Genomic DNA, 21593 nt, shown 5'->3' with positions numbered 1-21593 from the left:
TTTCTTAAAAAATTTTAAAATAAAAATTTAAAAAAACATTAATTAAACATTTATTTTAAAACCTATTTTTTCTCCTAAATTGATTTTTGTTTCTATTTTATTACGACTATTTTCCATAATAATCGGATCAAAAATTACTTTGTTTTTTTGAACTAATAAAACAATAGTTGATCCTCCAAAAGAAAAAAAACCCTTTTCTTGTCCCTTATTAAAATGAGTAATAGGATGATTATTAATTTTTCCTACTAATAAAGCTCCGATTTCAATTTGAATTATTTTACCAAAATTTTTTGTTTCTAAAATATTATATTCTCGGGTATTTTCACAAAAAACATTAAAATATTTAAAAGCAATAGGATTAACAGTATGAAATTTACCTTTAATTTTTTTAAAATTTTCTTTTTTTTGAATACCTTCATCAATGAAAATATAACGATGATAATCGATAGGTCTTAATCTTAAAATTACGAAATAACCATCCATAAATAAAGATGGTAAAGTATTATTTTTTAAAAGATCGCTTAAATGATAATTAACTTGTTTAATAGAATAAATACTATCTTTATTAATCGGAAGAATAGTAATTTTTCCTTCACAAGGACTTATAAAAACAGAAATTTCTTTACAAAAAGTTATATTTTTATATTGACGTGTAAAAAAATCATTATAAGAAGAAAATTTTGTTTTTAGAAATAAATTTAAATCTATATTATTTCTTTTAACTACTTTTTTAATATGTATTTTTGAAAAAAAAGATCTTAAATAAACCCCCATTAAAGAAGTAATTATTTTAGAAACACAAATTCTCAAAAATAGTCTTTTCCAAAAACTTTTATGTAGGTTAGAATATAAAAAATGTGGTTTCATAATTATGTTTTCTTTATAAAAAAACTAATCCTCTTTCTTATGTTCGTATTAAATAATATTAAATTTAATATTATTTCAAAAGATAATAAATTATTACAAAAGATAATAAACATGAAAATATTAAAAAAATAATATTTTTAATTTTAGGAAATTTAATTTTTGCAAAAATAAATAAAAAAGACAATAGATACATAATAAATAAATATGTTGTAAAAAATATAATTTTAATATTATTAGTGTCATATCCTATTTTCGACATTATATTTTGAAATAAAATTAAACAAGGAAATATAACAGAAGATAAAGTCACTGGAACACCTAAAAAAACATTTAAATTTTCTTTTGGTTTTTTATCATCATAATTTTCTCCAGCAAGAACATTGAAATAAGCTAATCTAGTTAAAACCGCTAAAATATAACAAATACTTATAAAAATAAATAAGAATAAGAAATTATGATGTATGTCGGATTTTATATTGTAGAACAATCCATATCCTATGAAAATAGGTAAAATACCAAAACTAATAATATCTGATAAAGAATCTATTTGAATACCATATTTTTTTTCTTGTATAGAACGTTTTTTTTTAAAATTACTTACTTTTCCATCGAACATATCACAAATACCAGATAATAATATACAAATAGAAGCAAATTTTATAGAATTAGGATTGAATTCTCCATAAACAAGAAAAAACATTCCTGATAAACCAATTGAAGCATTTAAATAAGTTAAATAAACAGTATAATTATAAAACCCTAAAAACATAATAAATTCTCCATTATTATTTTTTTAAAATTAAATATAATTTGTTTTGAATCAAATAAATAAAAAATAATAATTGAAAAAATTATAATTTTTGCAATTATTATTTATAAAAATATTCTTCATAATCATTTATATATTCATCATCTTCTTCATTGTTTTTATCTTTTGTAATATCATCAATTTCTTCTTCATTAATTTCTAATTCTTCTTTTTCATCATTTATATCTAAATTATCTAAAGGTATATCGTTTAATTTTTCTTCTTCGTATTCATCATTTTCTTCATTGGATTTTGGTTTTAAATCAAATTCATTAAAATCTAAAATTTCTTTTTCTAAATCTTTTTTAATTTCTATTTTTTGTTCATTTGGGTTAATAAAAAAATCTTTATCCCAAAAATTCAAATTATTTTCTTTAATATTCCACAAATCATCTCCGCAAAAAACAAAACAACCACTCAAAACAATATCTAAATATAATTGAATACAAATTTCTTTATTATTTATATCTAATTTTTTAATTTTAAAAACTTCTTCTATTAGTTGTTGGATATTCATAGGTTTTTTGTTTTGAGATAAGATTTGATAAGAAATATCAATCATAGCACTTGATGAATCAATCTTTTTATTATTTTTTTCCAAAATTAATAACCTCATTTAAAAACTATTCTTTATTTATTTTATAAAAATTAAAAATCATAATCTTTCAAATCATAATCTTTTGCAGCTTTCATAAGTAAATCTTTAGAAGCTTTTTCTACTTGCTTTAAAACATCATTAAAAGATAATAAAATACTTTCTTGAATTAAATCTAAATTATTCATTAAATCTAAATTTTTAATAGAAACATCAATTACTTGTTTTGTTCCTTGCATAACAATAACGATATCACCTACTTGTGAAGTAAATTCTCTTAATTCTAATTTTTTTTGTTCTTTATCTATGGTTTCTTGAATTTTTTTTAATTTATCAAACATTTCCATATTAAAATTCCTATTCATAAATAATTTTTACTTTTTCACTAGTAAATAATGTTTCAGCTTTTTTTATCAAAAATCTTTCGTCTATCAAAAATTCTTCATTTAATTTTAATACTGAATTTTTTTCATAAAAATTAGTTTCAAAAAAATTTAAGTTTAAATCTTCCTTATTTTTAGTTTTTAAAAATTTTGAATAAACAGGTTTTATTATTTCTTCCCAATCTTTATTTAAAATAACAAAATATTCATTAATTAATTCTTTTTTAGCATTTAAAATTTGTTTAATTTTTTCTCTAGTATCATTTTTTAATAATATCTTATAATCTTCTTCATTTTCACATGACAAAAGTAATTCTTTATTAAAATTTATTAATAATGCTTTTGATTGATATAATAATCTCGCAATACCAGCTAATTTCGGAATAGGATAATTTTCTAATTTTTTCCATCCTTTACAAATTAAATTTATTTCTAAATTATTAGAACCAATTAAAATATTAATAATATCGTTTAAAAAATCTTGTTTGAATTTTGTTTCGTTTTTGTCTGTATTATCATAATTGTAATTATTTTTTGAAAATAATTCTTTTTTCAAACTTTCATCTTTTGGTTTTATTGACGAATTATTATTAATTTTATTAAAATTTTCTATTTTAGGAACATTTATTTGTGCTGTGAATAAATCATGAATTTGAATGAAAAAAATAATTAATAAATATTTTTTATGTTCGGATATTTTTAAATTATTTTTCAATTCTAATAATTTGCTAAAAAATTTTTCTTTTGTTTGAAAATTTAATTTTTTTAAAAAATTAAAATTTTCTTCGTAATTTTCATAACAATTAATTATTTTTTTTGAAACGAAATTAATAAAATCATTTAAAAAAAGAACATAATTTATATTAGAATCTAAAATTTCCTTTAAAAAAGAAATAAGAATTTTAACATCATTTTGAAATAAAAAATGCAATAATTGTGTTAATTTTTTTTCAGAAATGATACCCAATATTTCTATAATATCTTTTTCTTCGATAATATCATTTTTATAAGAACTAACTTGATCTAATAAATTAATAGCATCTCTTAAACTACCATTAGAATAAAAAGAGATTTTTTGTAAAGCTTCTTCTGATATATTTATATTTTCTATAGAAACTATTAATTTTAATCTATTTTGAATATCTTCGCAAGAAATATTATTTAAACGAAAATGTTGAGTACGAGATAAAATATTTTTAGGAATTTTATTAAATTCACTAGTGATTAAAATAAAAACTGTATTAGAAGTTGGTTCTTCTAATATTTTTAATAAAGCGTTAAAAGCATTATAAGATAATACATGAACTTCATCAATAATATAAACTTTATATTTTAATAAATTAGATTTATAATGTAGTTTATTTTTTAATTCTCTAATATCATCTACACCACTATAAGAAGCGCCGTCAATTTCGACAACATCTAAAGTAGCTTGTTTATCAATAACGGAGCACGATTCACAACAATCTTTATTATTATCTTCGCAACAATCTTCTTTTTCAAGAAAACAAGAACAATTAATAACTTTAGCAAAAACTTTAGCTAAAGTAGTTTTTCCGATCCCCTTATCGCCACTAAATAAATAACAATGATGAATTTTTTGATATTTAATAGCATTTTTTAAAATTTGTATAATTATATTTAATCCGACTATATTTTTAAAATTTTTAGGTCTGTGTTTGAGATATAAGGCTTGATAATTCATATCTTTTTTTTGCGAAAAAAATCCTTTTATAATAATTTTAAAAAATCTTTTAAACATTTTTAATTTCAATTTATAAAATGTTTTTTTAAAAAACTACATATTAAACTATGACATAATTTATATCAATAATTAAAAAAATTAAAATTTATAAAAACACTTGATTAATTAATTTTCACCAGCAATTGTTAAATCTCCAGCATAAACACTAGGACTTCCAAAACCTGAAAATTGAAATACTAAATCGTTAGATATCCCTTTTAAATTTAATAAAATATCAAAAAAATTACCAGAAACAATAATCATTTTAACAGGTTTAGTAATTTTACCCTTTTCTATTTTAAAACCAGCCGCTTGAAGACTAAAATCACCACTTATATCATTAATTCCTGCATGAAAACCAATTATATAATCTATATAAACACCTTCGTTGATAGAAGCAATCATTTCTTCGAAAGTTTGTTCCCCTTTTTCTAAATACATATTAGTCATGAAAATAGAATTATCAAAACTGTTACCAGTAGGTGGAACATCAAAAATAAGTGATGTTTTTAAATTATGGATAAATTGTTTAAAAACACCTTTATCAATAATTTTTTTAGTATAACAAGAAACCCCTTCATCATCAAATTTATATTGAAAAAATGCTTCTTTGCATAAAGGATCGTCAATCAAAGTAACTTTTGAAGAAGCTATGTTTGTACCTTGTTTATCTTTTAATTTAGTTAAATTACGATAAGCGCTCATACCGTTAAAAATACAACTAAAATTTTTTAAAAAATTAGCAAAGATTTTATTTGAAAAAACAACTGGATAATTTTTAGATTTTAAAGATCGAGATGTTAATTTTGATTCTCCTAAGGATATTATTTTTTTAGCGTATTTTTTAATATCGAATTTTTCAAATTCTTTAACTACAAAATATTCATAAATTTCTTCTATATCTTTATCTTTTTGAAAAACACAAGAAACAGAAATAGTTAAAAAACTTAATTTGTCTTCTAAATTTAACCCTTTAGAATTAACTATTCTTTTTTCTAAATAAGTTTCTTTATAAGAAATAGTATCAATTTTTTTTAATAAAACACTTTTTAATAATTCTTTTTCTAATTGAAATAATAAATCATATTTTTTTTGAATATCAATTTTTGAAAAATCAAAATTAGAATTATTTACCATAGGATAAGAAGGTGAACCTTCAAAAATAATATCTTTTTCTTTAATATTTAAAAATGAAATTTGATTTCTAAGATTTCCTAAAATATCTTCCATTTCAGTTTCATCTATTTTTTCTAAATACATAGAAGACTTTTTATTTTGAAACAAACCTTTAATGGTTGTTCCTAAAACATCATTTTGAACATGTTCGTGAATTTTACCATCTTCTAAATTAACAGTTATACCTTTGTTTCTATCAGTTAAAATTTCTAAAGCTTCAAAATTTTGAGATAAAGCTGTTTTAAACCATTTTTTATAATTTATATTATCATTGTTAATCATTTTTTTGACTTCCTCCAACAATCATATCTTGAACTCTAATAGTTGGTTGACCTAAATCTACAGGTACATATCCAGAAACAGAACCACAATATCCTTGATCTAACTCTAAATCATTAGCGACACGATCAATTTTTAATAAAACATTTTGTCCTTTTCCTATTAATATCATTCCTTTAACAAACTTAGTTAATTTTCCGTCTTCGATTAAATATCCAGATTTAACCATGAAATTAAATTCTCCTGTAGTAGGCATAACTGTTCCACCGCCAAAACTTTCAGCATATAAACCATTTTTAGTATCTTTAATAATTTGTTCTGGAGTATCTTTTCCAGCAGCAATGTAAGTAGAATTCATTCTAGAAGTAGGTGAATATTTATAAGATTGTCTTCTGGATGAACCAGTAACTTTCATTTTCATTTTTAAGCTATTACGATAATCTATTAAATAATTTCTTAATATCCCATTTTCAATTAAAAGATTTTTTTGTGTTGGGTTTCCTTCGTCATCAAAATTTAATTTTCCCCAAGAATTTTGAATAGTACCATCATCATAAGCAGTTACAACATCTGAAGCTATTTTTTTATTTATTTTATCACAGAAAGGAGATAATCCTCTAGCAATAGCAGTCGCTTCTAAAGAGTGACCGCAAGCTTCATGAAAAATAACTCCCCCTGAACCACTCTTAATAACTAAAGTCATAGTTTGAGGTTTAATTGTTTCGGCTGTTAATAACATAATTGCTTTTTTAGCTGTTTTTTTAGCTATATCTTCGAAATCTATAAGATCAAAAATTTCTAAACCCATAGAACGACCTCGGTGTTCATTGAATTCTTCCATATTTTTGTTATCTTTAGCGACAGCTGTCATAGAACACATAATATAAGGTCGAAAATCTTTTTGATAAATACCTTTAGAATTAGCAACTAAAATTTTTTGTTCTTTTTCTTCAAAATTAACTATACTTTGAATAATTTTAGAATCATATTCTTTCATAATTCTAGATAATTTCATCATTTTGTTAATTTTATCAGAAATAGTCCAACTATTAAAATTATTTTTTATATTGTTGTTTATTTTTTTAGATTCTCCAAGTGGAATTATTTTTTTAATTTTTTCATCATTATTAACATTTTTTTGTTCTTCTATTAAAGAAACTATATATTTATATTCTATTTTATTAGTATAAATATATATTTCATCCGTTTCTTTTAATAAACGTATTCCTAATCCGAAAATATAATTTGTACTATACTTCACTACTTCTTTATCTATAATTGTTAAGTAATTAGAGATATTATCTTCAAAAAACAATTCAATAAAATCAAAACCTTTATTCAATCCTATTTGTAAAATATCTTGAATTTCATTTTTTGATAACATAGAAATCATTTCCTTTATTTTTTATAATTTTATTTATTTTTATAAATAAATAGTATTTTTTATTTCATTTTAATTTGTAAAACTTTATTATTATAAGAAACATTATTTTGAGATTGAACTTGTTGAGCTAAATTCACAGGAATTTCAAAAACAGTCTTATTATGGAAATGTTTGATATTTCCAATATTTTTACCATAAATATTAAATTTATCTTTTAATAATTTTAAAAGCAATGAAGGATTTATACCATCATTTTTTCCTAAATTAATAATTAACTCTGTCATTGGTTTTTTATTAAATTTATTGTAACTGTTGTTATAATTACCATTTGTTTTATTAAAACCATTCGAAAAACTATTTGATTTAGAATAAGAATTTTTCAAATCATTTCCTTTATAAATTTTTGGTTCTGATATATATTCGTAATTTTTATCTTTTGGAGCTAAATGTTGTAAAAGAGCAGAAATAATTTCTTTAGGTTCTTTGTCTTTTAATAAAATATCAACGAAAGGATTTTCTTTTGTTTCTGTTTTTGAATTTTCTTTTATTAAATTTAAAATTTGTTCTTCAAAAAACTTATTTTTTTCTTGTTGAATTTCTTCTACTGTTGGAATATTTAAACAAGTCATTTTTTCTTTTAAATAATTCATTAGTTTTTTAAATTGGAAAACTTTTCTTAAACCAACAAAAGTATATGCTGAACCTGTTTTCCCAGCTCTGCCTGTTCTACCAATTCTGTGAACATAAACTTCTTCTTCGTGAGGTAAATCATAATTAATAACCATTTTAATATCAGAAATGTCTATACCTCTAGCAGCAACATCGGTAGCAACTAAAATTTTAATATTTTTTTTTCTAAAGTTATTCATGACATATTGTCTTTGATTTTGTTTTAAATCACCATGAATAGCATCTACTAAAAAATCTTTATCTTGTAAATAATTTAAAATTGTATCTACATCTCTTTTAGTATTAGCAAAAATAATTACTGAATCAGGATTTTTTTGATCTAAAAGTCTTACTAAAAGTTTATTTTTATCAAATTCTTTTACAACAAAATAAAATTGTTCAATTGAATTAACAACAATTTGATCTTGTTTAGCTTTTAAAATTTTAGGATTTTTTTGATATTTAAAAGCTATGTCACGAATAGCATTAGGCATTGTAGCTGAAAATAAAATAGTTTGTTTTTCTGCTGGAATTTTAGATAAAATAGTTTCAACAGCTTGTTGAAAACCCATTTTTAACATTTCATCAGCTTCATCTAAAGTTAAGATTTTTACTGATGATAATTCTACTTTTTTTCTTTCTAATAGATCTATTATTCTTCCAGGAGTAGCAATAATAATTTGTGGTTTTTTTTCTAAATCTTGAAATTGTTTTATATAATTCTCTCCACCATAAACAACGATCGCTTTAATTTCAGAATAAAATTTTAGTAATTTTTGAATTTCTAAAAAAACTTGTAAAGCTAATTCTCTAGTAGGACATAATATTAAAGATTGAACTTTTTTTAATTTAGGGTCAATCTTTTCAATAATAGGAATAGCAAAAGAAAAAGTTTTTCCCGTTCCTGTTTGCGATTGAGCTATTATATCGTGCCCTTCTATAATTTCTGGAATAACTAAAGCTTGAATTGGTGTAGGAGTTAGAAAATTTAACTCTGTCAATGCATCTTCAATTGGTTTTAATAAATTTAAATCTTTAAATAAAATACTCATTTCATTTTTTTCCTTGCTAATTATTTAAAATAAAAATATTTATTTTCATTAAAAATATTTAGTAATTAATTTATAATAAAAAAATTATTTTTAAATTTTTTATTCTTTTAATTAATAAAAAGAATAAAAAAAAATAAAATTTTATTAATATTAAATTTTATTATCTAAAATTGAATTTCTGAAAATAATATAAATAAATTTTTTTAGGAAAAATAATATATTTCATTTTAATTTAAAATAAATTTATTCTATATCAACCAATAACAAACTCTACATCGCTATAATCCAAAAATATTAATTTCAGATAACAAAAAAATAATAAATTTACAATTTCTATATTTCTAAGTTAATTAAATATCTTTCATTATATTATACATTAATTTTTTAGCAAAACAAAAATATATAATATTAATTTTGGAAATAAATTCCAACATCCACAATAATAATTTAAAATATATGGATAAATATTGATTTCAAATTTATTTATTTTTTTATTATATAGCAAATTAAAATATTTTCATTTAATAAGAAATTAAAGATATTTATATTGATTTTTTTATTTCATTTATGAAATAAAAAACCTAGTTGATCATAAACTAAGTTTTATAATAATTTTCAAATGTCCTACTTCATTAAAATAGAATCAATTAAAAAGTTATATTTAAATCAAACTATTTATTAAAAAAATAGTTTGATTTATTTTTTTACTTAAATTAAAATTTAACTTCAAAAGAAAATTTAAAAAATGATAAATATTTATAAGATTTAAAATAAATAATTCATTTTTTAATTCAAAAACATTATTTTAAATCAGTTTATTTAATTGAATTATAACTTTAATAAATAAACGCAGTGTTTTACAAAAAAAATTTTTATTTTATATATTAATTTCAAAAATTTTCTCCTTTCTTTTTTTATTCAAATAAAAAAAACAATAAAATTGTTCTTAATTTAACAGTTTAACAAAATGGTATAGTCGAGTATTTTATCTTTTTACTAAAAACAAAAAAAGACTAGTTTGTGTAACTAGTCTTTTCAATATTAAAAATGAATTTATTTACAAAAATTTATAACAGTACAACTTATAATATAAAAAACTAAAATTTTTAACATTTATTATTTTTATTTTTTTTTAATATTTAACCTTAACTTATCTATAAACCATAAAAATAGAATTGCAATAAATATAAGTATAAACCAACGTAGTATATAATTTAATTTTGTTTGTTTTGTTTGTTTTTTTTGTTTTTCGTAATAAAAAATACTGATAATGAAATAATTATGTGAATTCACAGTTTTATTAAAATCTTTTTCTAAAAATGAGAAAATCCCCAACCATTTAAAAAATTTAACATAAAAACACCATAAATCGCTATAAAACTCTAAAATGATATATATTGCTAATAATAATAAAAGAACAAAAAGTAAAATTAATAATTTATTAAAAATTTTATAATAATTAATATTATAATTAGATTTATAAAAAATATTAATCATAAATAAAATAATGACAAGTAATAACAAAAATGTAAAAAAAATCATGAATTTACGTAAAAAATAATTTTTTGTTAAAGGAAAATGTTCACTATATTTGATTGTTTTTGAATGTGATTTACCATCGGGCAAAGTATCTACAAAATCAATATTGTCTAATGTTTTAGCTTTGTTAGGGTCTTTATAAATAATTGTTTTTCCTTTCATAATTTTAAAACCAATATAACAAAATAATCCGATTACCATTAATCCTGATAAAAACGTTGAAATATTGATTATCACACTTATAAAAGTGGATTTATTTTCTATTTTATGACCAAAGGAACCAATAATGAAAATAAAAGTCAAAATCCAAAAAAAAATAATATCTTTGATTAATTTTTTTTTATTCATTTTTTCTCATCCTTTATTTCAAAATTAATAAAAAATGTCTATGAGAAATAAATACTTATATAAAAAATGTTTTTTTAATTTTATTTTTTTAATCTAAATATATATTTTTTTCATTAAATATATATATGATTATTAATTACCATTATATTAGTAATTCAATAAAATGTCAATTTTTTTTAAACAAATAATATAATTTATAAAAAATAACAGTTTTTTAAAAAAATTGTAAATGTTTTTTTAATTCATTTTTAATGAATAATTCTTGTTTTGTATTTTTATCTTAATTTCTGAATTAATTTAAATTTGATTGATAAATGATTAATTCTTTCTCTTGTTATATTTCTGATTTGATAATTTGTTATATAATCATCGTTTTATCGAAACCTAAAATAAATGTTTAGTAATTCTTTTTTAAATGTTTTTTTAAATTATTATGTTACTGTTAATTAACAAATAATTCTTTATTTTTTTAAAATTGAATCTTTATTGCTTTTTTTGAGAAGAACAATATGATTAGTGTTCTCTTATCGATTAATTCTTTTTTAAGTCTTAAATTTAATCTCTTTTTTAAAACTTCTTTTTTTATTTACTTTTTGATAAATAATAACTAATTGAAAAATGGAGTTTAATTTAAGGAATAAAAAATAACTTAGTTTATAATTTAAATTTAATTGTTGTTGATGGAATGGGGAGCAGTTCGAGCGGAGTACAGTGTAAAGATTAAAAAAATAAATCAAAATAACATGATTCAATTTCTGCTACATGTTATCTAAAATTATTCATTTTTAAAACCTCTTTTTACTAAAAACAAAAAAGACTAGTTTTTTAACTAATCTTTTCGGTATTAAAAATGAATTTATCCATATAAATTTATAACAGTGCGCACGCTCCACACCCAAAATTAAATATTAACTTTTAGAAATATTTTTCTTAAAAGAGTAATTTTCGAAATAAAGATCATAAGTTTTAATAACTCTTTTTTTTATAAGAAAAAATACGATAAAATTAGCCATATTAGATATCAAAACAGGAATTAAATTTAATACCCAAATTAACATAAATTGCATTATTCGAGAAGTATCTTTAAACCAATTGAATAATATTTCACAATCTGTTTTTGATATTTCTTTTTTAATGCCTTCATACCAATATAAATATCCACTTAATCCTCTGGATATACTTTGTAATAGAACAATCAAAATAAAACAAATTATTATTTTTTTATAATTATTTTTACGAAGATCCATAAAAATAGCAATAAAAATATAAGCTAAAATAGGAATAAAGGTGCCATAAAAAACTAAAAAAGCAATTGTCATTGGACCTCTATCTGGAATCCATTGTATACTCAGTAAATATTGAGGCAAAGAATATAAACTAATGTCTGTTACTATATATACAAAAATAAAAAACAAAGCATCTCTTAATGAAAAAAATAAACATAAAAAAATTAAAGGAAGATGCCAAAAATTCCAATAATTAGAACGCACAATAGGCATCTTATTGAAATTAGTTTTACTTAAATAAACTGAATTGATTTGAAATAACACTAATGAAACCGAAATTATAAGAGAAGCTAAAATTATTTTTTTTAATTGAATATTTTTTATATTTTTTTTCATAATAAAATTATGCCATCCTTTATAAAATATAAATAACATTTTAATAATAAAAAATAATATTATTTATTATTAAATTAAATCACAATTAATTAAAACACAACTTCAATATTATAATTAAATTAAATTTGAATTCAAATTGAATCATAATCGAATATTAGAAAAATATTATAAAAAAATAGTTATTTGAACTATATTTATCATAATTTATTAATATTTATTAATAATTATTTAATATTTTAATAAAAAATTTATGTTTTTTGATTTATAGGGATATATTAAATAAAATCTTTTTCTAATAAATATTTTTCGGTTATAAAATAAAAAATATTAAATTTCCTTTAAATAAGAGTTAAATTTATTTTGTTTTATCATTTCAATTTCTTTTTGATAAGGAGGAATATTATTGATAAAAGGAGTTTCTAATATTTTAGGTAAATGTGAAAAACGATCATAATAAATAATTTTGATAAGAGCGTCAAAACCTATTTTTCCATAACCTATATTTTCATGTCTATCTTTTCTACTACCTAAATCATTTTTAGAATCATTAATATGAAGAACAGTTAAATATTTTAATCCGATAATGTTATCAAATTCTTCTATTACTTTCTGAAAATTATTTTTAATGTCATAACCTGCATCAAAAACATGACAAGTATCAAAACAAACACCTATTCTATCTTTGTTATCGATTAAATCAATAATTTCTTTTAATTCCTGAAAACAAGAACCTATTTCTGTTCCTTTCCCAGCCATAGTTTCTAAAATTATTTTAATTTTTAAAGAATTTGTATTTCTTAAAATTTGATTAATTCCTATAGCAATTAATAGAATTGCTTCTTTTTTAGTTTGATCAAGATGATTTCCTGGATGTAAAACCATTTGTGGAATTTGTAATTGAGAAAATCTTTTTAATTCTTCTGTTAAAAAAGAAATAGCAAAATTTCTTTTTTCTAAAGAAGGATTAGCTAAATTAATAATATAAGGAGCGTGCCCTACTAAATCATTTAATTCAAAATTTTTTATTTTCATTTCTTTTAATGCTTCTTGTACATAAGTTTGAGATATATTTGTTCTTTGAGTGTTTTGAGGTGCTCCAGTATAAATCATAAAAGTATTAGCACCAAAAGATAAAGCTTGTTTAAAAGAATCTAAGTAAAAAAAAGGTTTTTTAAATGATACATGACTACCTATTTTAATCATTTTTTTCTTGAAAAAATACCTTTCTTTTTATGAATTACAGAATTTGTTTTTGAAATAAATTTTTTCTTTTTCGAAAAAGAAAAATTTTTATTATTAATATTAGTTTTCTTATGAATATTATTTTTCTTATTATTAATATTTTGTGAATTTGTTATTTTTATTTCGCTAAAACCATTCGCAGTTAAAGCTATTTTTTTAAAAACAATATTATAATTTTTTTGAATTTTTGTTAAAGAAACTTGTTCTTTATCATCGTAAAAAAGAACTACTTTACCTTCTTTCCCCATTCGTCCTGTTCTTCCACTACGATGTTGAAAAAATTCTAAATTTTTTGAAGGTAAATTATAGTGAATAACCCACTCAATATCTAAGTCTAAACCTCTAGCGCATAAATCACTAGTCAAAATATATTGATATTTATTGTTTTTAATTTCTGTCATTAAATATTTTCTTTTTTTTACGCTTAAATCAGAAGAAAAATTTAAAATATTAAAATTATAACTCTTTAAATATTCATATATTTTAGATTGTTCTTCTTTTTTAGAAACAAAAATTAAAGCCGAATAAGGATTTAAATTTTTCATGAAATGAACTAAATCATTCAAACGTTTATTAGGAGAACTTTGTAAAAGATAATATGTTAAATTTAATTTTTGTTGAGAATGAACATCTAAAAATAATGATTTTCCGAAATATTTTTGTATAAAAGGATTCATGTTGTTCGTAATTGAAGCAGAAAATAATAAAATTTTAGGTTTCCATTTCGCTAATAAAACATCTAATAAAGCCAATGAACTTTGTTCAAATAAAGTATCCGCTTCGTCTATAACTAAAAAAGAAGATTTAAAAATATTCAGTTTTTTAAAAACAGTAGTATATTCTATTAATTTATTTAAAGTAGTTATAATCAAAGGAGGTTGTTTTTTTTCTAAACTTTTTAAAATTTTTTGTTTATCCATGCCTCCGTAAAAAATTTTTACTTGAGAAGTTCTTTGCTCGATTTCTTTGATCATTTTAAAGACTTGAAAAATTAATTCATTAGTTGGAACAATAATAACTCCTTGAATAATATTTTTATCCCAATCAATTTGGCTTAGAATCGGCAATAAATAAGCATGAGTTTTTCCTGTCCCTGTGGGAGCACTTCCTACTAAATTAAAAGGTTTTGAAAAATTTTCAAATACTTCTTTTTGAATAGGCGTTACTTTTTCAAATTTTAATTGTTTTAATTTTTGTTTAATATAATTTTCCATTCTTATGTCCTTATTATAAAAGTCAACAATTTAAAATATTAGCTTTTAAATATTTTTTATATATAATTAATATATAATTGAAATATTTTTTTAATTCTTTATTAAATAATTAATATAAAAAAATTAAAAAATTAATATAAAAAATTGATATAAAAAAATTGTTTAAAAAAGAGGTTTATTAGTGAAAAAAAAATTAGATTCTCAAAAAGATACAAAAACACAAAAAGAAAAAATTAATCATACGTTAAAAAATACAAAAACAAAAAAAGAAAAAATTAATCATACGTTAAAAAATAAAAAAACAAAAAAAGAAAAAATTAATCATCCGTCTATGAAACAAAATATATCTTGGAAATCAAGAATTTTCTTTTTCTTTTTAATTTTAATTTTAACCTCACCATTTTTACTTATCGCGATAACACTAATAATGAGTAAAAAATAAATTCAAAATAATTAAACGAGCTTTTAAAAAGAGCTCGTTTTTTTACATCTATTTATTTTTGTAAAATGAAAAAATTATTTTTTCGAAGATGAATTATTTTCGATAGCTTTTTGTAAATATTTTTCCACTTGACTCCAATTGATAACATTATAAAAAGCTTCTATATAATCTAAACGGCGGTTTTGATAATTTAAATAATAAGAATGTTCCCATAAATCTAAACCTAATAAAGGATACCCTATATCTAAAACTGTATTTTGATTATGAGTATTAACTATTTTTAAATTATTTTGAAAATCGCAAATCAACCATGTCCAACCGCTTCCAAAAAGACTTATTGCGCTTTTTGAAAAAAGATCTTTGAAAATTTCTAAATTACCAAAATATTTTTTAATTAAATGATTTATTGTAAAAGAAGGATCACAAATCTCATTTAATTTTAAAATATTCCAAAAAAAAGAATGATTAAAATGTCCTCCTCCATTATTTAGAACAATTTGTTGGATATCTACTGGTAAAGAAGATAAATTTTTTAATAAAAATTCTAAATCTTTATTACTTATTTGGTTTTTTTGTAAAGCTGCATTAAGATTATTAACATAAGCTTGGTGATGTTTAGTATGATGAATTTCCATTGTTTTTGAATCTATAAAAGGTTCTAGAGAATCATATGCATATTTTAATTGTGGTAATTTAAATAAATTGTCTGTCATTAATTTAAGACCATTTCCTTTCGCAATTATAAATTTAATTATTTTTTAATAAAAAAAATTAAATCGAATTTTTAATCGTAACATGTTTATTATATAATAAATAATATATAAAAGAATAATTGTATTATTAAAAAAAATTTAGAACTTTTGGGAAATTTCTAAAATTTCTTTATCTCTTAAAATTTTTGTAAATGAAATATCTGAAAAAATTATATCTTTCCAATTATTTATTTCTTTATTTAATAAAAATACAATAGCATTAAAAAAACAATATCCATCTCCTTCTGTATCTTTAGAAGAATTTATAAAAAAATGAGTTTGATTTTTATCATTTTTAATTTTTAATATTAAAGATGACATGTTTGAATTAGACTGATTTATAGAAACATAATAATCATGATCATTCACATATAATTCTATTTTTTTATTCAATTTTTCTCCTAAAAAATCAATAGTTCCAAATATTAAAGGAGTGGATGCTGTATTTAAATTACCATTCAAAATTTGTTTTATAAATATTTCTTTATCAGCTTCCCATATAATTTTATATTTTTCTATATTATTTTGTAAACCTATAAGAAATTGGTTTAATCCTAAATAAGCTAAAGCTTTGGAATAATTATTTTGAAATTTGGATAGTAATTCTTTCGGAGTTAAAAAAACATTTTTTTGTTCATATTCATGATTAATAATTTCTTTTCTGTTTTGTTTTTCTTTTTCAATTTGTTTCGCAAAAATAAAAAAAATAACAATAAAAATAGGAATAATAAAAAAATAAAAAATATTTTTGATTTTCAATATTAAAACCTTCTTTTTATTATTTTAAATTTATTTCAAGAATTATTTTTAAAAATAGAGAAAAAATATTTAATAAATATTTTTTTTATTTATAACTATATATATTATTAACTATTTATACTAAATTTAGTATTTAAAATTTTATAAAATTATTTTATTGTATAATTTAAAAAAATATTTTTCTAAAATTTTAACGAAAAAAAATCATAAAAATAAAATTACATTTTTTTAAACGATTAAAATATTTTTATTTTTGTAAATATAATTTGAAAATATATTTAAAAATATATTATAATTAAAGTGTAGTTATAAAGCGAGATTTTTTCATTTTATTTTTAAATTTTTCTAAATATTATAAATATATTAAACTATTTTATAAATTTATTTTTTGAATATTTAATGTTAAAAAAATAAATTTTTATTAATTTTGAATTCAATTCTTATTTTAATATATATTTTTTTAATCAATTTATTTTTCAAGCTATTTATAAATAAAATGTTTTTATCAAAATTAAAATTAATAAATTTTATTTTAGTTAATTTTAATTATTTTTAGAATAAATAAAATCAAATATAATCACTTTAATTTCTCTGTTTTTCTTTATTTTAAAATAGATTAAGGAAATTATTATAATGTTAAAAATATTTAAAAAAAATTTCGGAAAATTTTTGATTATTCTTATTACTTGTTTTATTTCAATAATTCCTATTTCAACCTTTTTATTCGAAAGAGATTATAAACATGACGAAAAAAAAATTGTTGTTATCGCGACAACTACCATTTTAGATGATGCGATAAGACATTTGATAGGTACAGTAGATATAGAAGAAAATGATGAAAATGATAAATACCAAAAAATAGAAAGTATTATTTGCAAGGATCCTTTAATGGGAGTAGGAATAGATCCACATAATTATAAAACTAAATTATCAGATCGCAGAAAAATTCAAAAAGCTGATTTAGTAGTTGTTAACGGTTTACATTTAGAAGCTAAAATGGTCGAAGCTTTTAAACTTTTAAAAAAAGATACATTATTCCCGATTGGTGATAATTTAAAAAAAGAAGATATATTAAAAGAAGAAAATTCTAAAGATTGCGATCCGCATATTTGGTTTGATATTGAGTTATGGGAGGAAGTAGTTTATGAATTGAAAAATAGATTAGACAAAATAATACCTGAAGAAAAAAATAAAAAAAAATTACAACACAATTATAATTTATTTATAAAATCATTAGAAGATTTAAAAAGATATATTATTGAACGAACAAAACATTTAAAAAAATTAAAAGAACAAAATAATAATAAATTAATTTTAGTAACAGCTCATGATGCTTTTTCTTATTGGCAAAAATTTTCTAAAAAAAATAATTGTGAATTTGAATTAAATTCTATACAAGGGATTTCAACGCAAACAGAAGCGAATATGAAAGAGATAATAGAATTGGCGGAAAAATTAGCTAATAATGATGTTAAAGCTATTTTTAAAGAAAGTTCAATGCCAAAAGATTCCTTACAAAGTTTAAAAGAAGAAGTTGATAAATCTAGAAAAAAAAGAGGTTTGAGTCCTATCTCGATTCCTGAAAATGCAGAATTATATTCTGATTCTTTAGGAAAAGATGGAAAAGAAGAATTAAATGGACATTATTATAAACACTCTACTTATGTAGGTGCTTTTTTAAATAATATGAGAATTATAGAGAAATATTTATAATGAAAAAAAAAATATCAATTAAAATTAGAGATTTAACTGTTGCTTATAATTTGAAACCTGTTTTATGGGATATAGATATCGATATTTATAAAAGTTCTTTGACAGCTATTTTAGGTCCTAATGGAGCTGGAAAATCTACTTTAATTAAGACTTTGATAGAATTAATTCCTAAAATCTCAGGAGAAGTTTTATTTAATAACGAAAAATATAAAAATATAAGAAAAAAAATATCTTATGTACCACAAAGAAATTCTGTAGATTGGGATTTTCCTACTACTGTTTTTGATGTTGTTTTGATGGGTAGATATGGGCATTTAGGATGGTTTAAAAGACCTACTCTTTATGATAAAAAAATAGTTTTAGATTCTTTAGAAAAAGTAGGAATAACAGAACTTAAAGATCGCCAAATTTCAGAACTTTCTGGTGGCCAACAACAAAGAATTTTTTTAGCTAGAGCTTTAGCTCAAGAAGGTGATATTTATTTAATGGATGAACCTTTTCAAGGAGTCGATATTCAAACAGAAAAAAAAATTATAACTGTTTTGAAAGAATTACAAAAACAACAAAAAACTATTGTTGTAGTTCATCATGATTTAGAAACTGTTAAACAATATTTTGATCATGTTATTTTATTGAATATTCAAAAAATAGCTAGTGGCGAAACTGATAAAATATTTAATTCAGAAAATATAAAAAAAACTTATAAAAATTATCAACTAAATCAAAAAAACTAAATAAAAAAAATCCAAAAAAATAATATTTTTTTAAAGGAGCTAAAATTAAATGAATATTGATGATTTAAAATCGTTTTTTTCTTTATTAAATACTTATACTACTTTTAAAATTTTTATAGGTTCTTTTTTATTAGGAATAACATCTGGTATATTAGGTATTTTTATTAATTTGAAAAAAAAATCCTTAATAGGGGATACTATTTCACATACTGTTCTTCCAGGGATTGCTCTTTCTTATATCTATTTTCGGGAAACTAGTGAATGGGTTATTTGGATAGGTGCTTTTGGGGCTTCTTTAGTATCTTTATTTTTGATGGAAGTTATCAAAAGATATTCTAAAATTAAATCAGATACTATTTTATCTTTAATTCTAGCTTCTTTTTTTGGTTTAGGAAATGTTTTGATAGCTTATGCACAAAAAGGAACTAATGATTGTTCTATTGCTGTTTTGGAAAAATTTATTTTAGGTCAAATCGCTTTAATCTCACAAGCACATGTTATAATGGTTGGAATTATAACTTGTTTAACTATTTTAACTATCATCTTTTTATGGAAAGAATTAAAAATTTTTACTTTTGATGAATCTTTTTCTCAAATTATAGGGTTTAATAATATTATTTTAAAATTAATTTTAAATACTTTGCTGATAGGCTTAATTATAATTAGTTTAAAAATAACAGGAATTATTTTGACTAGTGCTTTTTTAATTATGCCAGGAGTAATAGCGCGTTATATAAGTGATAGATTATTAACAAACATCATAATTGTTTCTATAATTTCTTTTTTATCTAGTTTTATCGGAATAATCATTAGTCTGAATATACTGAATATGCCAACAGGACCTATTATTATAGTTGTAAATACTCTTTTTATTTTGTTAACTTGTTTATTCTCTCCTAAATATGGAATTTTGAAAAAATTTTGGAAACAAAAAAAATATCAAAACAAAATTAAAAAATTTAGAAAATTAATACATTTTTATCATAACGAAGAATACGATGAATTTCAAAAAAAAGATTTTTTTTTATTCGAGGAGAAATATTTAACACAAGAATCTAGAAAAATTAAAATTACTACCAAAGGAATTAATTTAGTGGAAAATTTAATAAACGGTGAAATTTGATTATGTATTTTATGAATAATTTTATGGATAAAATTGTAAATTCTTTTGAAATAGATATTTTTTTAATTTTAGTTTTTTGTTCTTTATCTTTAGCTAATTTAGGTGTTTTTTTGGTTTTAAAGAAAGTTTCTATGGTTATAGACGCTATTAGCCATAGTGTTTTGTTAGGAATTGTCATTGCTTATTTAATAGTAAAAGATTTGAACTCCCCTTTTTTAATTATTGGAGCAACTTTAATAGGTATTTTAACTTTTTATTTAATAGAATTAATAAGTAAAAATAGTAAAATCTCAAAAGATTCAGCTATCGGAATTATTTTTACTTTTTTCTTTTCTTTAGCCATCATTATTATTAGTATATATATTAGAGATATTCATATAGATACTGACGCTGCTCTTTTAGGGCATATCGAATTAGCTCATATTTCACAATTATATAAAATAATTCCTATTTTAATCTTGAATTTATGTTTTGTTATTATTTTTTATAAAGAATTAAAAATTTTTATTTTTGATCCTTCTTTGGCTAATATTTTAGGATTTTCTTCTCTTTTCATTAATTATGCTTTAATGACTTTAACATCTTTGACAGCTGTTATTTCTTTTGATGTAGTCGGAACAATAATGGCTATTGTTTGTATGATAGGACCTGCTGCTACAGCTATATTGTTAACTAAAAGATTATCAATAGCTTGGGGATTATCTTTATGGATATCTTTTATAAGTACTAGTTTAGGTTATTATTTAGGCATTTATTTTGATCTTCCTGTTTCTGGATTAATTTCAGTAGTTATTTTATTCATTTTTTTAATTGTTTTATATTTTGAACCAAAAAACGGAATTATAGCTAAAATTGTTAAAAATTATTTGTATAAAAAATCTTTTATGATAATTATTTTATTAATGCATTTAGAAAATCATTTTCAACAAAATGAAAAAAATTATATAAATGATGTAAAAAAAGATTTAAAATGGTCTTCGGAACGTTACAAAAAATGTTTAAAGAAAGCGATAAAACTAGGTTATATCATAAATAAAAATTCAGAATTAATTATTACTGATTTCGGAAGAAAATATTTATATAAAAAAAATCAAAAATTTGGATTAATTCATATTAATTAAAATTTTATAAGTTATTTTATAAAAAAG

19 protein-coding genes are annotated in these 21593 nt (G+C 20.2%); 5 read left to right on the top strand and 14 right to left on the bottom strand.

Translation table 11 applies throughout. From position 1 onward, the window contains the following. Positions 1–42: 42 nt before the first annotated feature. The 12 genes from KTO59_RS01215 to KTO59_RS01160 form a co-directional block, all read right to left on the bottom strand. Positions 43–867, bottom strand: a complete 825-nt coding sequence (locus KTO59_RS01215) for a phosphatidylserine decarboxylase (protein WP_225696070.1) — start codon at positions 865–867, stop codon at positions 43–45. 70 nt (positions 868–937) lie between these two features. Next, positions 938–1636: a CDP-alcohol phosphatidyltransferase family protein gene (locus KTO59_RS01210; RefSeq protein WP_284928252.1), complete on the bottom strand. Its 699-nt coding sequence runs from the start codon at positions 1634–1636 to the stop codon at positions 938–940. Positions 1637–1736: 100 nt separating this feature from the next. Then, positions 1737–2276 (bottom strand): DNA-directed RNA polymerase subunit delta, encoded by a 540-nt coding sequence (rpoE, locus tag KTO59_RS01205; protein WP_225696072.1) that lies wholly within the window; start codon positions 2274–2276, stop codon positions 1737–1739. Positions 2277–2323: 47 nt separating this feature from the next. Continuing rightward, the gene (locus KTO59_RS01200) at positions 2324–2635 is read right to left on the bottom strand and encodes a YbaB/EbfC family nucleoid-associated protein (protein WP_284928251.1); all 312 of its coding nucleotides are present in this window, start codon (positions 2633–2635) and stop codon (positions 2324–2326) included. Continuing rightward, a complete protein-coding gene (gene dnaX / locus KTO59_RS01195; protein WP_284928250.1) occupies positions 2628–4358 on the bottom strand; it encodes a DNA polymerase III subunit gamma/tau in 1731 nt (576 codons plus the stop codon). Before dnaX ends, KTO59_RS01200 begins: the two co-directional genes overlap by 8 nt. A gap of 165 nt (positions 4359–4523) precedes the next feature. After that, positions 4524–5855: a TldD/PmbA family protein gene (locus KTO59_RS01190; protein ID WP_284928249.1), complete on the bottom strand. Its 1332-nt coding sequence runs from the start codon at positions 5853–5855 to the stop codon at positions 4524–4526. Beyond that, a complete protein-coding gene (locus KTO59_RS01185; RefSeq protein ID WP_225696076.1) occupies positions 5848–7236 on the bottom strand; it encodes a TldD/PmbA family protein in 1389 nt (462 codons plus the stop codon). The genes KTO59_RS01190 and KTO59_RS01185 overlap by 8 nt, the downstream gene beginning before the upstream one ends. A 59-nt stretch (positions 7237–7295) precedes the next feature. Continuing rightward, positions 7296–8957, bottom strand: a complete 1662-nt coding sequence (locus KTO59_RS01180) for a DEAD/DEAH box helicase (RefSeq protein WP_225696077.1) — start codon at positions 8955–8957, stop codon at positions 7296–7298. Positions 8958–10079: 1122 nt separating this feature from the next. Next, complete coding sequence (locus KTO59_RS01175) at positions 10080–10844, bottom strand: hypothetical protein (protein ID WP_284928248.1); 765 nt, start codon at positions 10842–10844, stop codon at positions 10080–10082. Between the two features lie 908 nt (positions 10845–11752). After that, a complete protein-coding gene (locus KTO59_RS01170; protein WP_284928247.1) occupies positions 11753–12466 on the bottom strand; it encodes a hypothetical protein in 714 nt (237 codons plus the stop codon). Positions 12467–12793: 327 nt separating this feature from the next. Beyond that, positions 12794–13669, bottom strand: coding sequence for a deoxyribonuclease IV (locus KTO59_RS01165; protein WP_225696284.1), 876 nt, complete (start codon positions 13667–13669; stop codon positions 12794–12796). Then, a complete protein-coding gene (locus tag KTO59_RS01160) occupies positions 13666–14922 on the bottom strand; it encodes a DEAD/DEAH box helicase (protein WP_284928245.1) in 1257 nt (418 codons plus the stop codon). Before KTO59_RS01160 ends, KTO59_RS01165 begins: the two co-directional genes overlap by 4 nt. Before the next feature lie 181 nt (positions 14923–15103). On the opposite strand from KTO59_RS01160, the gene KTO59_RS01155 reads away from it, so the two are divergent. Further along, entirely contained in the window at positions 15104–15364 is a 261-nt protein-coding gene (locus tag KTO59_RS01155; RefSeq protein WP_284928244.1) for a hypothetical protein, read from the top strand. A 74-nt stretch (positions 15365–15438) separates the two neighbouring features. On the opposite strand, the gene KTO59_RS01150 is transcribed toward KTO59_RS01155, so the two are convergent. Further along, the gene (locus KTO59_RS01150) at positions 15439–16077 is read right to left on the bottom strand and encodes a superoxide dismutase (protein WP_225696282.1); all 639 of its coding nucleotides are present in this window, start codon (positions 16075–16077) and stop codon (positions 15439–15441) included. Between the two features lie 138 nt (positions 16078–16215). Next, positions 16216–16875 (bottom strand): hypothetical protein, encoded by a 660-nt coding sequence (locus KTO59_RS01145; RefSeq protein ID WP_284928243.1) that lies wholly within the window; start codon positions 16873–16875, stop codon positions 16216–16218. A 633-nt stretch (positions 16876–17508) separates the two neighbouring features. Here KTO59_RS01145 and KTO59_RS01140 point away from each other — a divergent pair. Genes KTO59_RS01140 through KTO59_RS01125 form a run of 4 tightly spaced genes read left to right on the top strand, consistent with a single transcriptional unit; the run spans position 17509 to position 21566 of the window. Beyond that, complete coding sequence (locus KTO59_RS01140; protein ID WP_284928242.1) at positions 17509–18588, top strand: metal ABC transporter solute-binding protein, Zn/Mn family; 1080 nt, start codon at positions 17509–17511, stop codon at positions 18586–18588. After that, complete coding sequence (locus tag KTO59_RS01135) at positions 18588–19322, top strand: metal ABC transporter ATP-binding protein (protein WP_225696280.1); 735 nt, start codon at positions 18588–18590, stop codon at positions 19320–19322. The genes KTO59_RS01140 and KTO59_RS01135 overlap by 1 nt, the downstream gene beginning before the upstream one ends. Before the next feature lie 49 nt (positions 19323–19371). After that, positions 19372–20445 carry a metal ABC transporter permease gene (locus KTO59_RS01130; RefSeq protein ID WP_284928240.1) on the top strand — a complete coding sequence of 358 codons (1074 nt, stop codon included), beginning with the start codon at positions 19372–19374 and terminating at the stop codon, positions 20443–20445. A gap of 2 nt (positions 20446–20447) precedes the next feature. Continuing rightward, positions 20448–21566, top strand: a complete 1119-nt coding sequence (locus tag KTO59_RS01125; RefSeq protein WP_284928239.1) for a metal ABC transporter permease — start codon at positions 20448–20450, stop codon at positions 21564–21566. The last annotated feature ends 27 nt before the right edge of the window (positions 21567–21593 follow it).

Origin of the sequence: Candidatus Phytoplasma sp. AldY-WA1, from assembly GCF_020312115.2 — a bacterium.
Taxonomy (GTDB): domain Bacteria; phylum Bacillota_I; class Bacilli_A; order Acholeplasmatales; family Acholeplasmataceae; genus Phytoplasma; species Phytoplasma vitis.
The sequence above is the reverse complement of the archived record's forward strand: the minus strand, read 5'-3'. Positions and strand labels throughout refer to the sequence as shown.